This window comes from Pseudoalteromonas sp. SR44-8, assembly GCF_014163635.1.
In the GTDB taxonomy this organism is placed as follows: domain Bacteria; phylum Pseudomonadota; class Gammaproteobacteria; order Enterobacterales; family Alteromonadaceae; genus Pseudoalteromonas; species Pseudoalteromonas rhizosphaerae.
The window spans coordinates 142,721-159,075 of the sequence record NZ_JACJDS010000003.1 but is presented as its reverse complement, the minus strand read 5'-3'; the positions used below and the strand labels follow the sequence as shown (position 1 = coordinate 159,075).

Sequence of the window (16,355 nt, the reverse complement as noted above, 5' to 3'; positions counted from 1 at the left end):
ATAAAAAAGGATTGAAAATGGGACTCATGGACATCTTTAGTGAACATAAAGCGAATACCAGTCATTTTAGCGTAAGTATACAAGGCTTACCTGATGGCATGGTGCAGGTAACTGACTTCACATCAATTAATGATAGCTTATGTGAAGACTATGAATTTAATATTCAAGTATTGAGTCAGGAACATTTAACTGCGCAAACGTTGCTAGGTAAAGATGCCAGTTTGAGTTTGGTGTGGTCTATGACAGATCGGACTATCTCAGGTTTACTAAGTCGTTTTGTAGCCCATGGTAAAAGTCACCAAGGTTATCATTACACGTTAGTGTTGAGTTCTTATTTAACTTTACTTAAGCATCAACATTCCAATCGTGTTTTTACGGCGATGGATCCCGCTGCCATTATTAAAAGTGTGTTTAGTAAAGCGGGCTTCCCAATGCAAAAATTTAGTATGCAAGCCAGCGGCCCTAGCCTCGATATGACAGTGCAATATAACGAAACTGATTATGAGTTTGTTACGCGTTTAATGCGTAAACATGGCTTTGTTTATAGTTTTGTTGAGCAAACTTACGCGGATTGCACTTTTAAAGTATGCAATAGCAGCAAAGATATTGCGGCTCTGTTTGATGAAGTAAACTTAAGTTATGTGCCACCATCTGGGCAAGTACGTACTAGCGAAACAATCTTCGCAATTAGTCGCCAAGCCCAACTTCAGCCGCAAAGTATTGCGTTAAACGATTATAACTACCGCGCACCAGGTAATTTACAGGTATCGGCGCAAAATAGCGCTTCGCAACCAGGATTTGGTGAAGACAGTCATTATGGTAATAACTATGCAACTTCTGGCGAGGGCAATACGCTTGCTAAAACGCGTCAGCAAGCGTTTGATTGTCAACGAGAGCAATTGATTATCGACAGTGATTGCAGGGCGCTTAGACCAGGAATGATTTTAACTATTTATGATCATCCAGATCATAATGGCCAATATTTGGTTGTGCGTGTTGATCATAAGGGTAGCCAGCAAGCAGGTGTGGAATATGGCGCTAACGTAAAAGGCTTAACTTATAAAAATCAGGCGTACTTGGTCCCATCGGATCAACAGTTTAAAGCACAGTTACTTCCAGAAAGACGTGTATTTGCAACTTTTAACGCACTAGTAGAGCAAGAAATTGATGATGATGGTAATTACGTAGTAAAACTGCCATTTAATCAAGATGGTGAAGGCCAACAAAGCCGCCCAACACGCTTAATGCAACCTTATGGTGGCAGTGGTCATGGCATGCACTTTCCGCTTACACAAGGTACTGAGGTATTAGTTTGTGGCGAAAATGGCGATTTAGACAGACCCATTATTTTAGGTGCGTTATACAACCAAAATGCACCTAACCCAGTTACCAGCCAAAATCCGACCGAGAATAAGCTCGTTACTAAAGCTGGCCACAGTTTAATAATGGATGATAAAAAAGGCGAAGAAAAAATTAGCCTTGCTAATAAAAATAATAAAAACCAACTATTACTTGATGCCACCAATGGCGCACATCAAGCAACGCTTAAGTCTGTAGATGGCGATGTAAAAATATCAGCGAAAGAAAATCTGCAATTTGTTGCTGAAAACGACGCCACCTTTACGGTTGCCAATGACTTTACTACGCGGGTAGAGAATAACTTGCAAATGCAAACCCGCGAAGGGGATATCACAGTAACATCGGCGGCAGATTTAACCCTCAAAGCCACCTCAAACACACGTATTGAAGCAACCGATGGCAGCTTAGAGCTTAAAGCGGATCAAGAGCTTAAATTACAAGGTGAACAAGATGTTAGCGCATATTCGGTTGACGGCAATTTAGAACTGCAAGCCCCCAATGGCGATATAGAAATTAGTAGTGGCGCAAATATTACCATTAAAGCGGATGGTCAAGGATCACTGCAATTGAGTCAAGGCGGTGCGAGTATTGAAATTGATGCCGGTGGTAACTTAACCATTGATGCGACAAGTATTACTTTATCGGCCAGTAATATCGCCGTGAAAGGCAGTGCAATTAGTAATAACTAGTTGAAAAGGAGTTTATTATGAGCGCTCAGATCCAAAGTATATTCAATCACGATCAACATTTAGCGTGTGTGAGTCGTGTCGACAGTTTTGGCCGTGTAAAAGCGGTATTAATTAATAATGTTGAACATCAAGTTATTGCGCAAGGCGCGCATGTCAGCATCGCAGAAGTAGGGGCTAATGTATTACTTGTACATAGCGCACAAGGCTTTATTGTGACGGCGCTCTTAGCGCAAGCGGATCAAGCACCTGCCGCGCAAATTAATAATTCGCAAGGGCATATCGTTATTGAAGCCCAGCAAAGTGTTAGCCTACAAACGGCCAAGGGTAGTGTTGAGGTATATGCAGACGGTACTATCGTGCTTGAAGGGCAAGATATTACAGCAAACAGCGAGCAAGACCTTACCTTGGCTGGCTGGCCAATTAGGCTTAATTAGCACTATGTTCGCACCTGTATATAAAGTAAAACTTCATAATCAGCGCCTCACCACCTTGTTAAAGCACCGGCAAAAGTTGTTGCAGCAAGGGGCGTTTTCGTTGGCACGTTTTAGCGTGATCGACACGCAAATGCTCAATCATTTATATACCCTAAGTGAGTTGGCAGGCGAAGCGCCAACAGATTATTTTTCAGCGCAAAACTTAACCCAAGTAAGCGAGTTAACATGGCAGGCTTTGTGTGAACTTGCGCAGCAAAATAGCGAACATAGTGAAGTATATCGTTTAATAGCGGCTGATTTATTCATTACTGCTATTGATGACTTTACTGCCTACTTTCATAGCTTAAGAGGCAGTGAGCAATTAGCGCAGTGTGAATTACTTCAACATAATTTAAAGCATTGGCAGCTTAACGATTTAAAAGCGCTACGCACCAGTGTACTTGAAGGCAAAGAAAAACCCCAAAACGTGGTTAAAACCTTATTATTTTCACAACCTCTTACAACCAGTGAATTACTCGCAGCGGTATTACACAAAGATTTTGAGATTGCCTTTGCTGCGTTAGTAAATAGTTATTGTGCAGGGCATGACGATGTAAGCGATAAGCTATTTAAAGTGTTTGCAAAAACCGCAGATGAACAGCAAAAAGCACAATTACTCGCTTTAGCGGGTTTACTTAATGACACGCGTTGGTACGAACCCTGTGCATTATTTTGCAAAGCAAATCCAGAGCACTGCTCGTTTGTATTAAGTCATTTTGTTTATAAACAAGCGCTGCCATTAGTGATGGATTTAATGACCATCGCAGTAACACAACCAAGTGCTTATGCAGCGTGGCTCACATTAACAGATAGGCCGCTTGCCAAAGCTGAAAAAATGTCAGTCGTCAGTGATAACAATGCAGTAAAACCGCAAAGCGGCATTAACCTTGATGATGCCGAGCATGTAAGGCAAGCGTTTGCAATGCAAGCAGGTGAGCAACTTTTAATGGGCATTAGTTTTACCAAAGCCAATAGCGCACAAAAACTCGCTAAATTAGCAGGCTCTTTAGTACAACGTGTTATTGCCCCTCATTTTGATTTAACAAGTGCATGCGGTTTATTTCATGTCCAGCAAAGTGCATCGCAGTGGCAATTACTGTTAAGTGAAAAAGTGGAAAACGTTCATGCTTCATAATCTTTCTCCTTGGCAAGCCAGCACGTTTAGCGGCTGGTTAGAAGACAGTACTGAAGGTCAAGTGGTGGTGGTAAAACAAAGCTTTGAGTTTGATGAGCAAGGCAACGTTACAGCCATTGAACCCGGCCCTGAGATTGTTATTGCTGATGATTACCAAGGCGATCCTAACAGCTCACCGATTTGTGAAGTAAACGAGCAGGTGGCTTTTAAGTATGGCTTTGAAGTATATGGTAATTGCACTGCTTATCCGCCAAAAGGAAAAGACGCGCGCGTTATTGAGGTTGAGCTGGGCCTTGATTCGCCTTCGCAACCTTTGTTTAAAAAGCGTTTACGTGTAACCGGGGCGCGTTATTGGCGACGCTCGTTGCTTGGGCCAGTAGCTACAGATCCAGATATTATTACCCCAGTGGCACTCAATTATATGCAGGCTTTTGGTGGCAAAGAGCTAAATAACGAGAGCAACACGTTCTTAGAAAACCCAATCGGCCGTGGTTTTAAACTTAAAAATAAGCACGCGGTTGGCCAGCAGTTACCCAGTGTTGAATACGCTAACTCATTACTTAGAAAACCTAGCCACAGCACACCGGTCGCAAGCTTTTCGGCCATACCAAGCCATTGGTCGCCACGAGTTGAACGCTTACCAGAAATAGACGAAACAGCACTTATGGCGGGAGAGTACCCGTTTAAAACAACACAGCCAAAAGATTTATACAACACAGCGCCCATTGATCAGCAAGTTGCAGCCGAGTTTGGCAAAGGCTGGGCGTTTCAGTTAACAGGGCTTTATCCATTACAACAATACGGACAACAACAACGTATAGAACTGCCGTACCAAAAACCTATTGTGGAAGTGGTAAATACACTAGCCCGCGAGCGGCTAACCATGCGCTGCGACACCTTAGTAATTGATTCCGACGCCCAGTGTTTTTCTCTGCTTTGGCGCGGTCATATTAGTCTTGAAAAAGTAGGCGCAAATAGTCAAATACTCGTTGCCTCAGAAGAAAATAGCGGTAAAGAAAATTAATATGAAACAACTTACTTTTAACAGTCTTTATCATATTAATGCTGCCGGCTGTACATCAAGCAGCTTGTATACTGCAGTGGCTAATAAAATGCTTTTTTCTAAACCAAGTAAAGCATTAATTCGATGTGATATTAGTTTAGATGCGCCGTATATTTTTGTTGAAATAGACGAACTTGCGCAACTCGATAGAGTCACGCGCTGTTTATTAATGCTCTCGCACCTACTTGAGCAAGTTGATATAGCCACGTTAAGGCAAACAAACCGCATTAGCCAAATTGTATTTATACTGCCTGTTGATGAAATTGAACAGCCACTGATAAGCGATGAAACACTCGCTGAACTACTCCAAGAGTGTATTGCAGAACAAATACCCGCCTATTCACAAATGCCAACCTGTGACTTAACCACCTTAAACAACGACACCTTAGTGATTGCGGTGGATTCATGTAATAGCTATCAATATGTGAGTGAGCAAGCTAAGCGCTGCACCGTGCAAGTATTAAACGGCCCTCCGGGCGTTATATATGGCGAAGGCGGGTATGCACTGTTAATACACCCGCAGGGTAAGCTTACAGCGCAATTATATGACGGCCAAATGACGGCACAATTAGCGCAGGCCAATTGCACCAGCCAAGACAGTTATTTATTTGCGGGCGAACAATCACTCAAGTGGCAAAAAAAATGGTTTGCTTACACGCAAAAATTGTACAAAAAAGGCCAACCGCTTATCGAGCTTGCAGAGTTAGCAACCACCATAGGTCATCAAGGGGTCGCCAATTCAGTCGCAGGATTAACACTGGCACAGAGCTATTTATGCAATCCACTCACACGCTCACTTGATCAAGTGTTTGTTATTTATAATGCGCCCAGCGAGCTGCTAGTCAAAATTTCAAGGAGTGAAAACTAATGCCTTACATTAACGCCACAGCAGGCAAACAAACAGGCAGTGTGCAATATGATATAGACACACTGACTGCCGATGTACGCACGGGTGGCTCGGTCACATGGCGTCACAACAACCCAACATTAATCGGCCTAAATAACAGCGCCCGAAGCAATAACGCATTGGGTAAGGCCAATGGCATTGCTATTTTTGAAGACCAAGCCACCGGCGAAGCCGCTTTTTTAGCCGAAATAGCCAGACCAAAATACCGTGAAAAAACACTCGGTGAAATGGTGAGTATTTTTATACCGGATTACATCATTCCGCCACCAGAATGGGATAGTGAAAAAAATGAACCGGTCCTACCGTGGAATGAGCCGCAATCGAATATGGATGTGAATAAGCCGATTAGCAACGCGCAAGATTTCTTAGATTTGGTATCAACGCATTTAGGCTGGGAAGAGGGAGAGCAAGAGCAGCTAACAAAAGATACTGAAAGTGAAGCCCCCGAGGTGCAAGCAGTATCGGGGCAAAATGTGCTGATAAATGGTCGCACCGCAGTGCACCAAGATAGCCGCGGCAAGCTGATGACGGTTGATGTGTGCTTAACTACTATTGGCACCAGCGTTGTACCAATTCCATACGCAAATAAAGCGCAATCAAGTGACGTTACAGATGTTGCCAGCTCAGTAAAAGTCAATGGCAATGGCGCCGCTAATATAAATAGCACTTTTTCACAAAGCTCAGGTGACTCCCCTGGTGATAAAAAAGGCGTCGCGAGTAAGAAAAACGACGGTGAAGCTGAATTTATCATGGGCTCGTTTAATGTATTAATTGAAGGTAAACCCGCTGTACGCCAAGGTGACCCGATGATCTCCAATTCTAAAAACACCCCGCCTGCACCACTTATGCAATCAGGCGGCCCCGCACCAAGAGGGTTGAGCGTGCAAGTGAGGGATTTAGATACGCAAAGTGAAGACCCAGCAGAGGCTGCTTTTATCGTAGAAACAAACGCAAATAATAATTTAATTGGTCAAGGAAAATTCACCGTTACTCAAGGTGCATTTAATAATAATCAAGTTTTTGATGAGGGAGTTTAAATGACAACACAATATGTATACGCCCCTAGGATTGTTGATGAAGCTAAAGATTGTAGCTTAAACCTGTTTTTGCAGAGTTTCTCTGGCCCAGAGTTATGCATTCCTTTTGGTAAAGCCGCTAAAAAGTTAAAGTCACAAGACTTAGCAGCTGATCAAAAGCCAACATTTGTAACAGTAACGCCACTCGTATTTAAAGACTACACACTAGATAAAAGTAAAGCGGGTGCGCCTGAATTTATCCCGATGGATAAGTTCAGACCTTTACCTGAGGAAAATGCTGCATACGGTTATTACTATATCTATATCAATGGTTTTTTGTGGCGTGAGATTGCAGCGTTAGCCGATAAGCAATTGAGTGATGTTGATTTATCCTTATATCACAGTCAGGATTTTAGGCCACATACTAGTGTATTTAATCAAGATATTTTATTACCACGTAAAATAATAGGGTTATTTGGCTCAGCCGCAGCGGCGCAGGCACCAGATGTTCAAATTGCTTTTTCTCGAGTGCAATGGTCTTGGGAATATATCACCGCATTAGGTGGCATGTATGAAAGTGATTCTCGTCTTAGCAAAAAGCCCTTGCTGGGCAAGTGTGATGATACTCAAACAGCGAGCCGTTACCGCACTAAAAGAATGCAATCATTGGATTTAAGTAACGCTCCAAACTGGGGTTCAATTAGAAATATGGATGTTTTAGGTGGTAAAGTAAACGTCTTCATACATGATGTTTTAGGTATTGCACAGGCACAAAAAGTAACTGCAGATTATTATGTTCAAGTTTTAAAAAATCACCAAACTCAACTTGAATCAAACGGGTTTTATAAATCAGCAATGCTCGCTCACCAGCTGTATTTTAATGATAAATTATGGCAAAAGCAGGCGCTCAGCACACCTAAAACGATGTATAAGCCTTTTGAAAAAGAAGACCCACAAAGCAGAAATACACGAAAAGCTGCTGGAGAAGTGTCTGAGCAGGAATTAGAAAAGTATTTATTAGGATCTGATACATCAACAGTAATTAATGCTGTTGAAGGCTACTTAGATGCGCGAGAAAAACTCTATGATTTATATTATTTAGATTGCCAAGCTCAACAGTTAACGTTACATGAGATCAGTCAACAAATTAATATTGACCCACCAGCAGAATGGGAAGATTTGGTTAAAGATTTCACCACCGCTGGCGTATTAAGTTATGGCCTTGCTGCTGAATTTATTTGTGAGCAATTAATCACACTTATCTTACCCAAAACAACGCTATCAGCTTATTTGCCTGCGCTATGCGATAAAGCTAAAAAGAAAAAACTGATTGACCGTTTAGATCAGCAGTTTGAAGACAATAAAGCGCTGGTGCTTGAGATAACACAAACTAGAGATAACTGGTTTAGTAAGCAGTTTTGTGTACACCCTGACGCCTATGGCGATAACTTAGTAAACGTAGATTATGATGAGGATTTAATAGCCAATACGGTTGAAGGCTTTAATCCTAAAAAGTTTGATCATGACAAAATTAAAGAAGAGCTTGCATTGCCGTTTATACCCGCTTATTTATCAAACAAAAGCGTACTTGATGTTGTCTCAAAAGGACTAAATGAGTGGTTGGGCTTACAAGAACGAGTGTTTTCTACTTTTGTTAAAAAGCTGACAGAAAAGGGAATTGATTACCATCACTTAATTGGTGGCTTTAGCAAGTCACGCAATATTGCACAGTTTAAAAACCTACAAATACACCCAGCAAATGCAGTACCTGAGGGGCGTTTTGCATTAAACATGGATATTGTAAGCCATCCGCTATTAAATGACTTAAAAACTAAAAAGCAACGTAATGCATTTAAAAACATAGTTGATGCAATAGAAAGTAAAGGTAAAATAAGTTCCACCAATACAAACCAAGTTATTACAGTCGCAAAAGCTTTAAAGCAGCCTCTTTTCTTAAATGGTATTAATGCCAGTAATCAACGGTTATTTAAACAAACAATTGCTTTAGTGACACAAATGGCAAAAATGGTATTAGAGCAAAAAACGCTAGCTGCTCTCATGTCTGGCAGTCAATCTTATGTACTAACATTGCCTGAAAATGATATTCCCGCCAAAGTATTATTCGACAGCCCCGCGAGAAGTCTTGGTGAAGAGTTTCATTATCGTGGCTTAGACTCAAATATGCTTAAACGCATAACACTCGCAGCAGGGCGTTTTGTGTCTATCCCTCTACTATTTTTGACCGGCTATAGCAGTTATGTTGCTTATGGTGATTATGAAAAAGAGTTTAAAAAAGGCGATCTTTATGAAGGAGCTAAGCATTTAGCATTAATAGGGGGAACTTTAGCTGCAGTTGGTACTGTTTGGGAAACCTATGGTAAACAGACAAATATAAAAAAAATTATAACAGGGACTAACAATACACGTTTATTAGGGTTTGCAGCTGAATTAAGTATTTTGAGAAGCTTTTCTGGTGCAATGGGTTCTTTAATGGGGTTAATACAATTATACGACGGAATACAATTGATAAGTAAAACTGATACAGATGCAGGTGTTGCTATGTTTGCAGCCGCCGGCTTCAGTATAGGATTAGGGATACACACAATTTACTTTGCCACGTTAGGTCCTTGGGGCTGGGCGTTATTTATAGGTTCAATTGCCTTTTATCTATTATCAGTATGGTTAACGGATAGTAAGCTGGAAATATGGGCAAAGTTTGGTCCGTTTGCCAAAAATAAGCGAGGTCTATTTGCTGGTGAAGAGGGGGCCATTTACAATACTTTCTCAGATCCAAACCAATATTTTAAATATATCCAAAGCGTATTGTTTTCGCCTAAAGTGACTATTAATGAACCTAGCTTCTTTCAATCCACATCATATTATACAGTGAAAGTTGAATTGCCAATGTTCATAGTGGGTAAATCTGAGTTGCTTTTAGATGTAAAATACTCATGGCGGCATCCAACAACGTTGAATGTTTATAAAAAAGCGACTTGGGTTGAAGGCACTAAAGAGTATTTAGCTGAATTTGATGAAAATAGCCTGAGCTTAAATGCAGCCACCTATGAGTTTGAAATTGAATCACCGAACATTAGTGTGTTTGATGTTGAAATAACATCAACACTTATATACAACGAAGATTTAACGTTACCGATAGATTTTGATGCGTTTGAAAAGCCAATTGAAAATGCCTCACTTGAATTAGCAATTGCATAAGGAAAGTAATGCAAAATAATGACTACCTAGCCGTTGATATCATGCCTAAAAAAACGCGATTTAATTGTTTTTTTTACCCTGAGAGATTAAATAGCCTCAAGGACAAATTCAAAGGCTTATGCTATTTGTATAACTGGATAGATACTGACATGCATTTAGTTGAAACCCAACCGCAAAGATATCGGTCTTTTAAGTGTGGCAACGATCCTATAAAAACGCTCTTCTTTGGACCAATGGCAATTGGGTTTACTTTAAGTTTGCTATTTGTCATTTCTTGTGTTGTTGCTACCTACTCGGACGAACCTTATCAATGGTGGGTACCGTTACTTACATTTAGTTGGAATTTATTTTTCTTGAATGTATTACCAGTTACATTTAGGTTTACATCTAAAAAAATAATATATTTTGATAGATTAAAGCAGACAGTGGGTTTTACTTTCAATATACCAGACTGTGAACAGCGTGATGAATTAGGTAATTGCTGCTTTAGTTGGGATGAAATAGTGTGTCGACTTGATATTGCATCTACGCGTCCGGGAGTTGTAAGCTACTTCCCGAGTATTAGCCATATTGATTTAGAAAAGTATCCAAAGACTAAAATGCTAGGTACGGTGGCGGATAATGGAGAAACACCAGCATATTGTTACTTGTATTGGGAAAGTAATGTACGTTTCATGGATTTAACTAAACCTTTACCTGATGTACCTGAATATGAAGAACACCGGCATTTAGACCCACGGACAGCTGAGTTTGATATTCAAAATAATAGACCTGTAGGTTTTTGGCTCGACTTTTCATTTTCGCAACAACAAGAAATTTGGCGAAAATTAAAAGAAGAAGCTTATGACTTTGATTGGCTGAAGGGAAAGCCTAACGAAGAAATAACCAAACCTTGGCTGCATTTTAAAGGTGAGCCTGAGCGTATCGAAAAACTAACATGGAAATACAAAGCAAAGCGCTTAGCATTGCAGTTGTTTATGGGAATACCTTGAACATCTTATAATTAGAATAGGAGTTAAAATGGGTGTCTAGCTTATTTCCAATGACGTCGAAGATGCAAAAAATATGCAGAAATGATACAACTTCAAATGTCACGTTACACAAAGCATAGAGTATTTAAACAACCCCCCCAATTCCCCCATATTAGTAGATGCGATATGGATGCTTCAGCCTGCACGAACAGGGTGGCAAGCAGAAATAAATTACAATGCATTTTTGACTGAATTTGGTTTGCAGCCAGGCGACCAGATAGAACTCAAACTAGAAGCCACGGTGTACCCCAGTGGTAAAGGTCAACCAACAATTCAAGGGTTTAATAGTATTTATGGCTTACCAATCGAATATTACAAAGCAGGTGAAAAGCCAGGGTTCTTTTCTTGGGGCGATGAGCGCAAGTATAGCCACCTCATTGGCCAAGTCATTAGCCAAGCCATCATTCATTTATAAAGGGTAAATTATAAAAAAGCCAAGTTTTAATAAGTTGAGTTGTAAAAACAATACATAATGAAGTACAGCAAATAAAGGAGTAACAATGAGTAGTAATGATAAAAGCTCAGAGAAATCAAGCGAACTTGATGACTTAATTGATAACCTTATTAGTGATGAGGATCTTGAGCGCTATTTTGCTGAACAAAAAGACGGTTTAACTCATGAAGAACGGGAAAAAATAAAAAGAGAAAACCGTGTTAACGCGATTAACCAGTGGTGCGCTGAAAACCCAAATCGAGACCCTACCAGATCAAAAGATAAAACCATCAAACAACTGGCGTTAGATGAAGAAGCAGTGGTGCGATTAGAAGAGTTTAGAAAAAATAACCCCGAAAAAGCTGCAGAAAATAAAAGGAGAGCCGAAAACAGAAGCAAATACTTTGATGATAGACAAACCTACAGAGAGCAACTGTCTAGAGATTATTTGCATAAAGACAGTTATGAGACGCGACTAAGAAAAGCCGAAGCACTCAATGGCTGCGGGTTTAAAACCCGCACATTTAAAAGTAAGCGTTTCACTGATGAATATGCAGCAGAGCTTAAGTCGCCTAATAGTGGCTCAACGCTTGAGGGGCACTGGGTTCGCGGAGATGGGCAACAACTTGCTATTTCATGGTTTGGAGGATGGTCAAACTTATTTACTATTCTTGGCTTTGGTTGTACGAGCCTGGCTTTATTGACTTTCTTATTTCATATTTTTGCGATTTTTATGAACGGGTTTGAATATTTCTGGGTGATGGCTTCAATCTATGTGACGCTCTTTGGTTTGGGTTTTTTCACTTTAAAACACCGCGCCATATTATCGCACCGAGATAATTTTTATTTTAATCGCCATACCGGGCTTGTAAAAACCCCTCATACTTTGTTTAGAAAACCGTTTTATTTACCTTACGAAGACATTGTTTGCTATGGTGCAAATGAGCGTAATGTCGGTTCAGCCCGCGGTGGTTCACGTGTGTTTGTATCTCTTATGGTGCCGTTAAAATACCCTAAACATTATCGCTTTACCAAGCCTACTTTTTATGTAGGTGGTTCAAATCGTCAATGGGATTCACTGGCATACGCCACAGCCATGACCTTTATGGATACATCAATCCCGCTTGGGACACACTTATATCAATCAATAGAGCACTACTTCAAAATAGATAAAGATATAACAGAAAAACACGGATTTCCTGAGGAGTTAAAACCCTATTTAGACCCAACAGATTGCCAAGTTAACCGTCAGGAAGTGTGGTAATTAAAAGCTAAATCGCTCTTTAAAAATTTAAAAAATTGAACCTAAAGTGATGCATTTAATTGCTTTAGGTTTAGTTTGCAGCTTCTGTTAGTAGTGGCGTTGTTATTTTTCCTGATGGAAAATTAAGAAGACAGCCACCTTGAAATCCGCGTACTTTAGAAATGGAATAACAATGACACCCATCTTAATTTTTTAGTGACTGATTTATCAAGTGGGCAGGGTATACGGCTCGATATAAATCAGCATAATTGCGCCGCCATATTTTAAGCGCTCAACACAACCAGAATCACGTTTAGACTACGTGTTAAAACGTATCCAAAAGGTAAAGGGGCGTCAGTGAGCACAGCCTTTGAGGATAATAAATTTATATTACCTGTATCAAAACGCGATGAAAACGGCGAACTTGAAGAGCCAAATAAATGGCTCACAACAGAAGTGAATTTATCACTATTAAATTATGCGCTAAAAGAAGAATTAGGACTTGAGTAACAATATGATAAACACCGAACAAGTATCAGCATTACGGCCCCCTAAAAAACCAACTGACATGGGAAAGCACTACCGAAAAGTAGACGTCGATTATGACAACTTGTTAGGAGTAAACGATATATATTCAACTGATGGTCGTTATTATGGCGTATTATTAATATCAAGTATGAGGGATATCTTCCAAACTGCTACCGTTTTTACGGCATTAGTTTTTTTTGGTGTTTCAATTTTTATGCAAATTACGACTTTATTTAAAGCTGCCAGTATGGAGCAGTTTTTAGGTGCACATTTTTTTCACCCTTTGTTTATCCTAGGACAAGTTTTGTTATTAATAATTGCTTTTATTTACCACCGTAAAGCAAAAATCCCCAGAGCAACCTCCGTCATCTTTGACCGAAAAACCGGCAATGTAAATTTCCCTGCGTTTGGTGGCAACCCTGAACTTGTGATCCCATTTGAAGAAGTTGAGATGTATCGAGGCTCGTTAGGCTTTAGTTTGGGAAGAGGCATGCCTGTAACAAGTTTAATCCCTAAAAAGTACCCTAAACATGGCAAAAGGGATTGCCAATACATCGTCGCGTTTGCTGATAGTTACGATGGAGCTTGTCAATCGTGGACATTATTAACGGAATTTATGGATAAAAATAAACCAATCCCCTTTGGGCTTCTGCAGTCTGTTCAGGATTACCTCGACAAAGGATATAGCACAGTTTGGAAGGGCGATAAAATTGGCCCTTACATGGAAAATTACCCACTGGATCCCGAGATAAAAAATAACTATAAATATGTCTTTCATACGGATATTGATGGCGAAAAAGAATACCCGAGGGATGAGGTTAATTATGTTATTGCTCCCTTTAGTGATGACCCAGTATTGCTAGAGAAAAACATAAAACGTGCGTACGAGCTCAATATTTTACTTTTGTGATTAAAGTTATTTAAAAATAGATTTACAGGCCAAACGCTCTTTAACAATCAGAAAAGGAATTCAAACGAGGCACTTTAAAGTGCCAAGGTTGATTAAACAATAAGGATATTAAATGCAAAATAATGACTACCTAGCCGTTGATATCATGGGTAAAAAAACGCGATTTAATCGCTTTTTTTACCCAGAAAGATTAAATAGCCTCAAGAAAAAATTTAAAGGCTTATGCTATTTGTATGATTTACCGACAAAAAAGCAAAAAGTAATTCAAAAACACCCAGAGCGATATAAAGTAGAAATGTGTGGGAATAGCCCAATTAGAGTTATATTATTTGGCCCAATCATAATCGGCTTTGTTTTAAGTTTGTTACTATTACTATCTTGCATTGTAATGACATATTCGGATGAACCTTATCATTGGTGGGTGCCCGCACTTACTTTTTCTTGGAACCTGTTTTTTCTTAATTTATTACCAATAACAGATAGTTACATCCCTAAAAAGCAAATATATTTTGACAGAAAAAAACAGTTAGTCGGCTTTACCTATAAGATACCCGGTTGTGAAGAGCGTGATGAGCTGGGTAATTGCTGTTTTAAATGGGCTGATATTGTATGCCACCTTGATATAGTGGCAACACGCCCGGGCGTAATGGGGTTTGTGCCTTATATTAGTCATGTTGATGAGGATAAATACCCCGCCACTAAAATTGTTGTTCAAGTGCCTGATAACTCAAATAACCCGATGAACTGCTATTTATATTGGGAACGAGTAGTGCGGTTTATGGATAACAACCAACCACTGCCTGATGTGCCTGAGTATGAAAACTGCCGCCACCTTGATGAACTCACAGCTGAATTTGATAAGCAAAATGACAGACCCAATAATTTTTGGAGCGATTTTTCGCTTGCTCAACAAGTCGAAATTTGGCAAAAATTCAATAAAGAGGCTGCTCATTTTAATTGGCTCAGAGCGACACCGAACGAAGAAATAACCAAACCTTGGCTGCATTTTAAAGGTGAGCCTGAGCGTATCGAAAAACTAACATGGAAATACAAAGCAAAGCGCTTAGCACTGCAGTTGTTTATGGGAATACCTTAAAAGATGATTTTATGTATAGCATGCAACTAGGATTCTGATAAAAATTAAAAATGGAATTCAAGCCTAGGGGTTATGCACCCATCTAGGTTTATTGGCACACTGACGACTAAGGAAGTAAAAAGGAAATTAAGAAGAGAGCCACTTTAAATACGCTCATCTTAGTCATAAGGTAGAAAAAAATCAAACCATGCACGAGGTAAACTGCCGCCTACAGGCGATGTAATATAGCTGTTTAAATTTGCGTAGGCGGGGCTTTACGCCGCGCAAATTGAAGAATAAAAACGATACTCACTCTGAATAGTTAAGATGGGTGTCATCTTAATTTCGTTACGCCGCATTAGTAGGCACATTGATGAACCCAAATATTACGTTAGAGGTCAAGAAGCTAACTAGTTCACATTGCCAAATAACCATTGATATCGACACACCAAATTTTGCATTAGGTCAATCAGAGGTGTTTGTTCAAGTTCAGCAAATAGAAGATGAGGGAGTTTTGCATTTTGAAAATGAGTTTCGTCACGATCATAATAATTGGCAAATAATCCAAAAGGAGAACACTGAATCAGGAGCTATAACCGGGTTTAAATATACTATTCCGATATTATCAATGTGGCCGAAACATTTCGAAGTTGATTGGAAAGTAAAAGTACAGTACCGCCTAGATAAGAATACCACTTTACCTTATGTTGATATTAATGAACGTAATGGTTGGGAAGACAGTGAATTACCTGACAAAGCTTGGACAATAAAGGAAATAGAATATGCTTGAGCAGTATGCTGATACAGTTTACAGAGGTAAGCAAGATGCAAAATTTAGAGATGAAATAGCAACTGATGAACGCGACTCTATGTATTGCCGTTATCAAAGTAAGCAGGCAATATACCCAAGAGGTAAAGTGTTTGGACATTGCTTTGATAGTTTTCAAAATGCTGCTTTTAATTATAATTTATCTGGTAAAGCTGAGCATTACAGGGCTGTACTTGGCAGTGATCCACATATTCTAAGTTTGTCTAGCCTAGGAAGGAAGATTTCGGACGTACTATTAATTTTTTGGGGCGTTTCTCACTTAGTTAATTTACTCTTTTTATTTACAATCCCCCCATTTTTATTTCTTTTTGGTGACTCGGAAGAAGCTATAAAAGCATTATTTTTATTTTTATTAGCTTGGGGGGATCGAAATTATTTAATTTAACGGTGTGGAAATTAGTAAGAAAAAAAATTACACACACACGTGTAAAATTTGAGCGAAAAACAG

At 39.7% G+C, this 16,355-nt stretch carries 15 protein-coding genes; all 15 read left to right on the top strand.

From position 1 onward, the window contains the following. Positions 1-26: 26 nt before the first annotated feature. The 15 genes from H5183_RS02355 to H5183_RS02285 all read left to right on the top strand — a co-directional run bounded on the left by H5183_RS02355 (position 27) and on the right by H5183_RS02285 (position 16,292). Entirely contained in the window at positions 27-2,048 is a 2,022-nt protein-coding gene (locus tag H5183_RS02355; protein WP_182730844.1) for a type VI secretion system Vgr family protein, read from the top strand. Between the two features lie 17 nt (positions 2,049-2,065). Continuing rightward, the gene (locus tag H5183_RS02350) at positions 2,066-2,482 is read left to right on the top strand and encodes a hypothetical protein (RefSeq protein WP_182719402.1); all 417 of its coding nucleotides are present in this window, start codon (positions 2,066-2,068) and stop codon (positions 2,480-2,482) included. A gap of 4 nt (positions 2,483-2,486) precedes the next feature. Beyond that, positions 2,487-3,656 (top strand): hypothetical protein, encoded by a 1,170-nt coding sequence (locus H5183_RS02345; RefSeq protein WP_145242475.1) that lies wholly within the window; start codon positions 2,487-2,489, stop codon positions 3,654-3,656. Then, positions 3,646-4,680, top strand: a complete 1,035-nt coding sequence (locus H5183_RS02340; RefSeq protein WP_182730831.1) for a DUF2169 domain-containing protein — start codon at positions 3,646-3,648, stop codon at positions 4,678-4,680. The genes H5183_RS02345 and H5183_RS02340 overlap by 11 nt, the downstream gene beginning before the upstream one ends. Position 4,681: 1 nt before the next feature. Further along, a complete protein-coding gene (locus tag H5183_RS02335; RefSeq protein WP_182730830.1) occupies positions 4,682-5,587 on the top strand; it encodes a hypothetical protein in 906 nt (301 codons plus the stop codon). After that, positions 5,587-6,663: a DUF4150 domain-containing protein gene (locus H5183_RS02330; RefSeq protein ID WP_182730829.1), complete on the top strand. Its 1,077-nt coding sequence runs from the start codon at positions 5,587-5,589 to the stop codon at positions 6,661-6,663. The genes H5183_RS02335 and H5183_RS02330 overlap by 1 nt, the downstream gene beginning before the upstream one ends. After that, positions 6,664-9,858: a hypothetical protein gene (locus H5183_RS02325; RefSeq protein WP_182730828.1), complete on the top strand. Its 3,195-nt coding sequence runs from the start codon at positions 6,664-6,666 to the stop codon at positions 9,856-9,858. 8 nt (positions 9,859-9,866) lie between these two features. Continuing rightward, on the top strand, positions 9,867-10,850 hold the full coding sequence (locus tag H5183_RS02320; RefSeq protein WP_182730827.1) for a hypothetical protein: 984 nt from the start codon (positions 9,867-9,869) through the stop codon (positions 10,848-10,850). 169 nt (positions 10,851-11,019) lie between these two features. Next, positions 11,020-11,304 carry a hypothetical protein gene (locus H5183_RS02315; RefSeq protein WP_182730826.1) on the top strand — a complete coding sequence of 95 codons (285 nt, stop codon included), beginning with the start codon at positions 11,020-11,022 and terminating at the stop codon, positions 11,302-11,304. Positions 11,305-11,389: 85 nt separating this feature from the next. Beyond that, on the top strand, positions 11,390-12,586 hold the full coding sequence (locus H5183_RS02310; protein WP_182730825.1) for a hypothetical protein: 1,197 nt from the start codon (positions 11,390-11,392) through the stop codon (positions 12,584-12,586). Positions 12,587-12,922: 336 nt separating this feature from the next. Further along, positions 12,923-13,075, top strand: a complete 153-nt coding sequence (locus H5183_RS02305; RefSeq protein WP_182730824.1) for a hypothetical protein — start codon at positions 12,923-12,925, stop codon at positions 13,073-13,075. A 4-nt stretch (positions 13,076-13,079) separates the two neighbouring features. Further along, positions 13,080-14,003 carry a hypothetical protein gene (locus tag H5183_RS02300; RefSeq protein ID WP_182730823.1) on the top strand — a complete coding sequence of 308 codons (924 nt, stop codon included), beginning with the start codon at positions 13,080-13,082 and terminating at the stop codon, positions 14,001-14,003. A 112-nt stretch (positions 14,004-14,115) separates the two neighbouring features. Next, the gene (locus H5183_RS02295) at positions 14,116-15,099 is read left to right on the top strand and encodes a hypothetical protein (protein WP_182730822.1); all 984 of its coding nucleotides are present in this window, start codon (positions 14,116-14,118) and stop codon (positions 15,097-15,099) included. 352 nt (positions 15,100-15,451) lie between these two features. Continuing rightward, complete coding sequence (locus H5183_RS02290) at positions 15,452-15,868, top strand: hypothetical protein (protein ID WP_182730821.1); 417 nt, start codon at positions 15,452-15,454, stop codon at positions 15,866-15,868. Then, positions 15,861-16,292: a hypothetical protein gene (locus tag H5183_RS02285; protein WP_182730820.1), complete on the top strand. Its 432-nt coding sequence runs from the start codon at positions 15,861-15,863 to the stop codon at positions 16,290-16,292. The genes H5183_RS02290 and H5183_RS02285 overlap by 8 nt, the downstream gene beginning before the upstream one ends. The last annotated feature ends 63 nt before the right edge of the window (positions 16,293-16,355 follow it).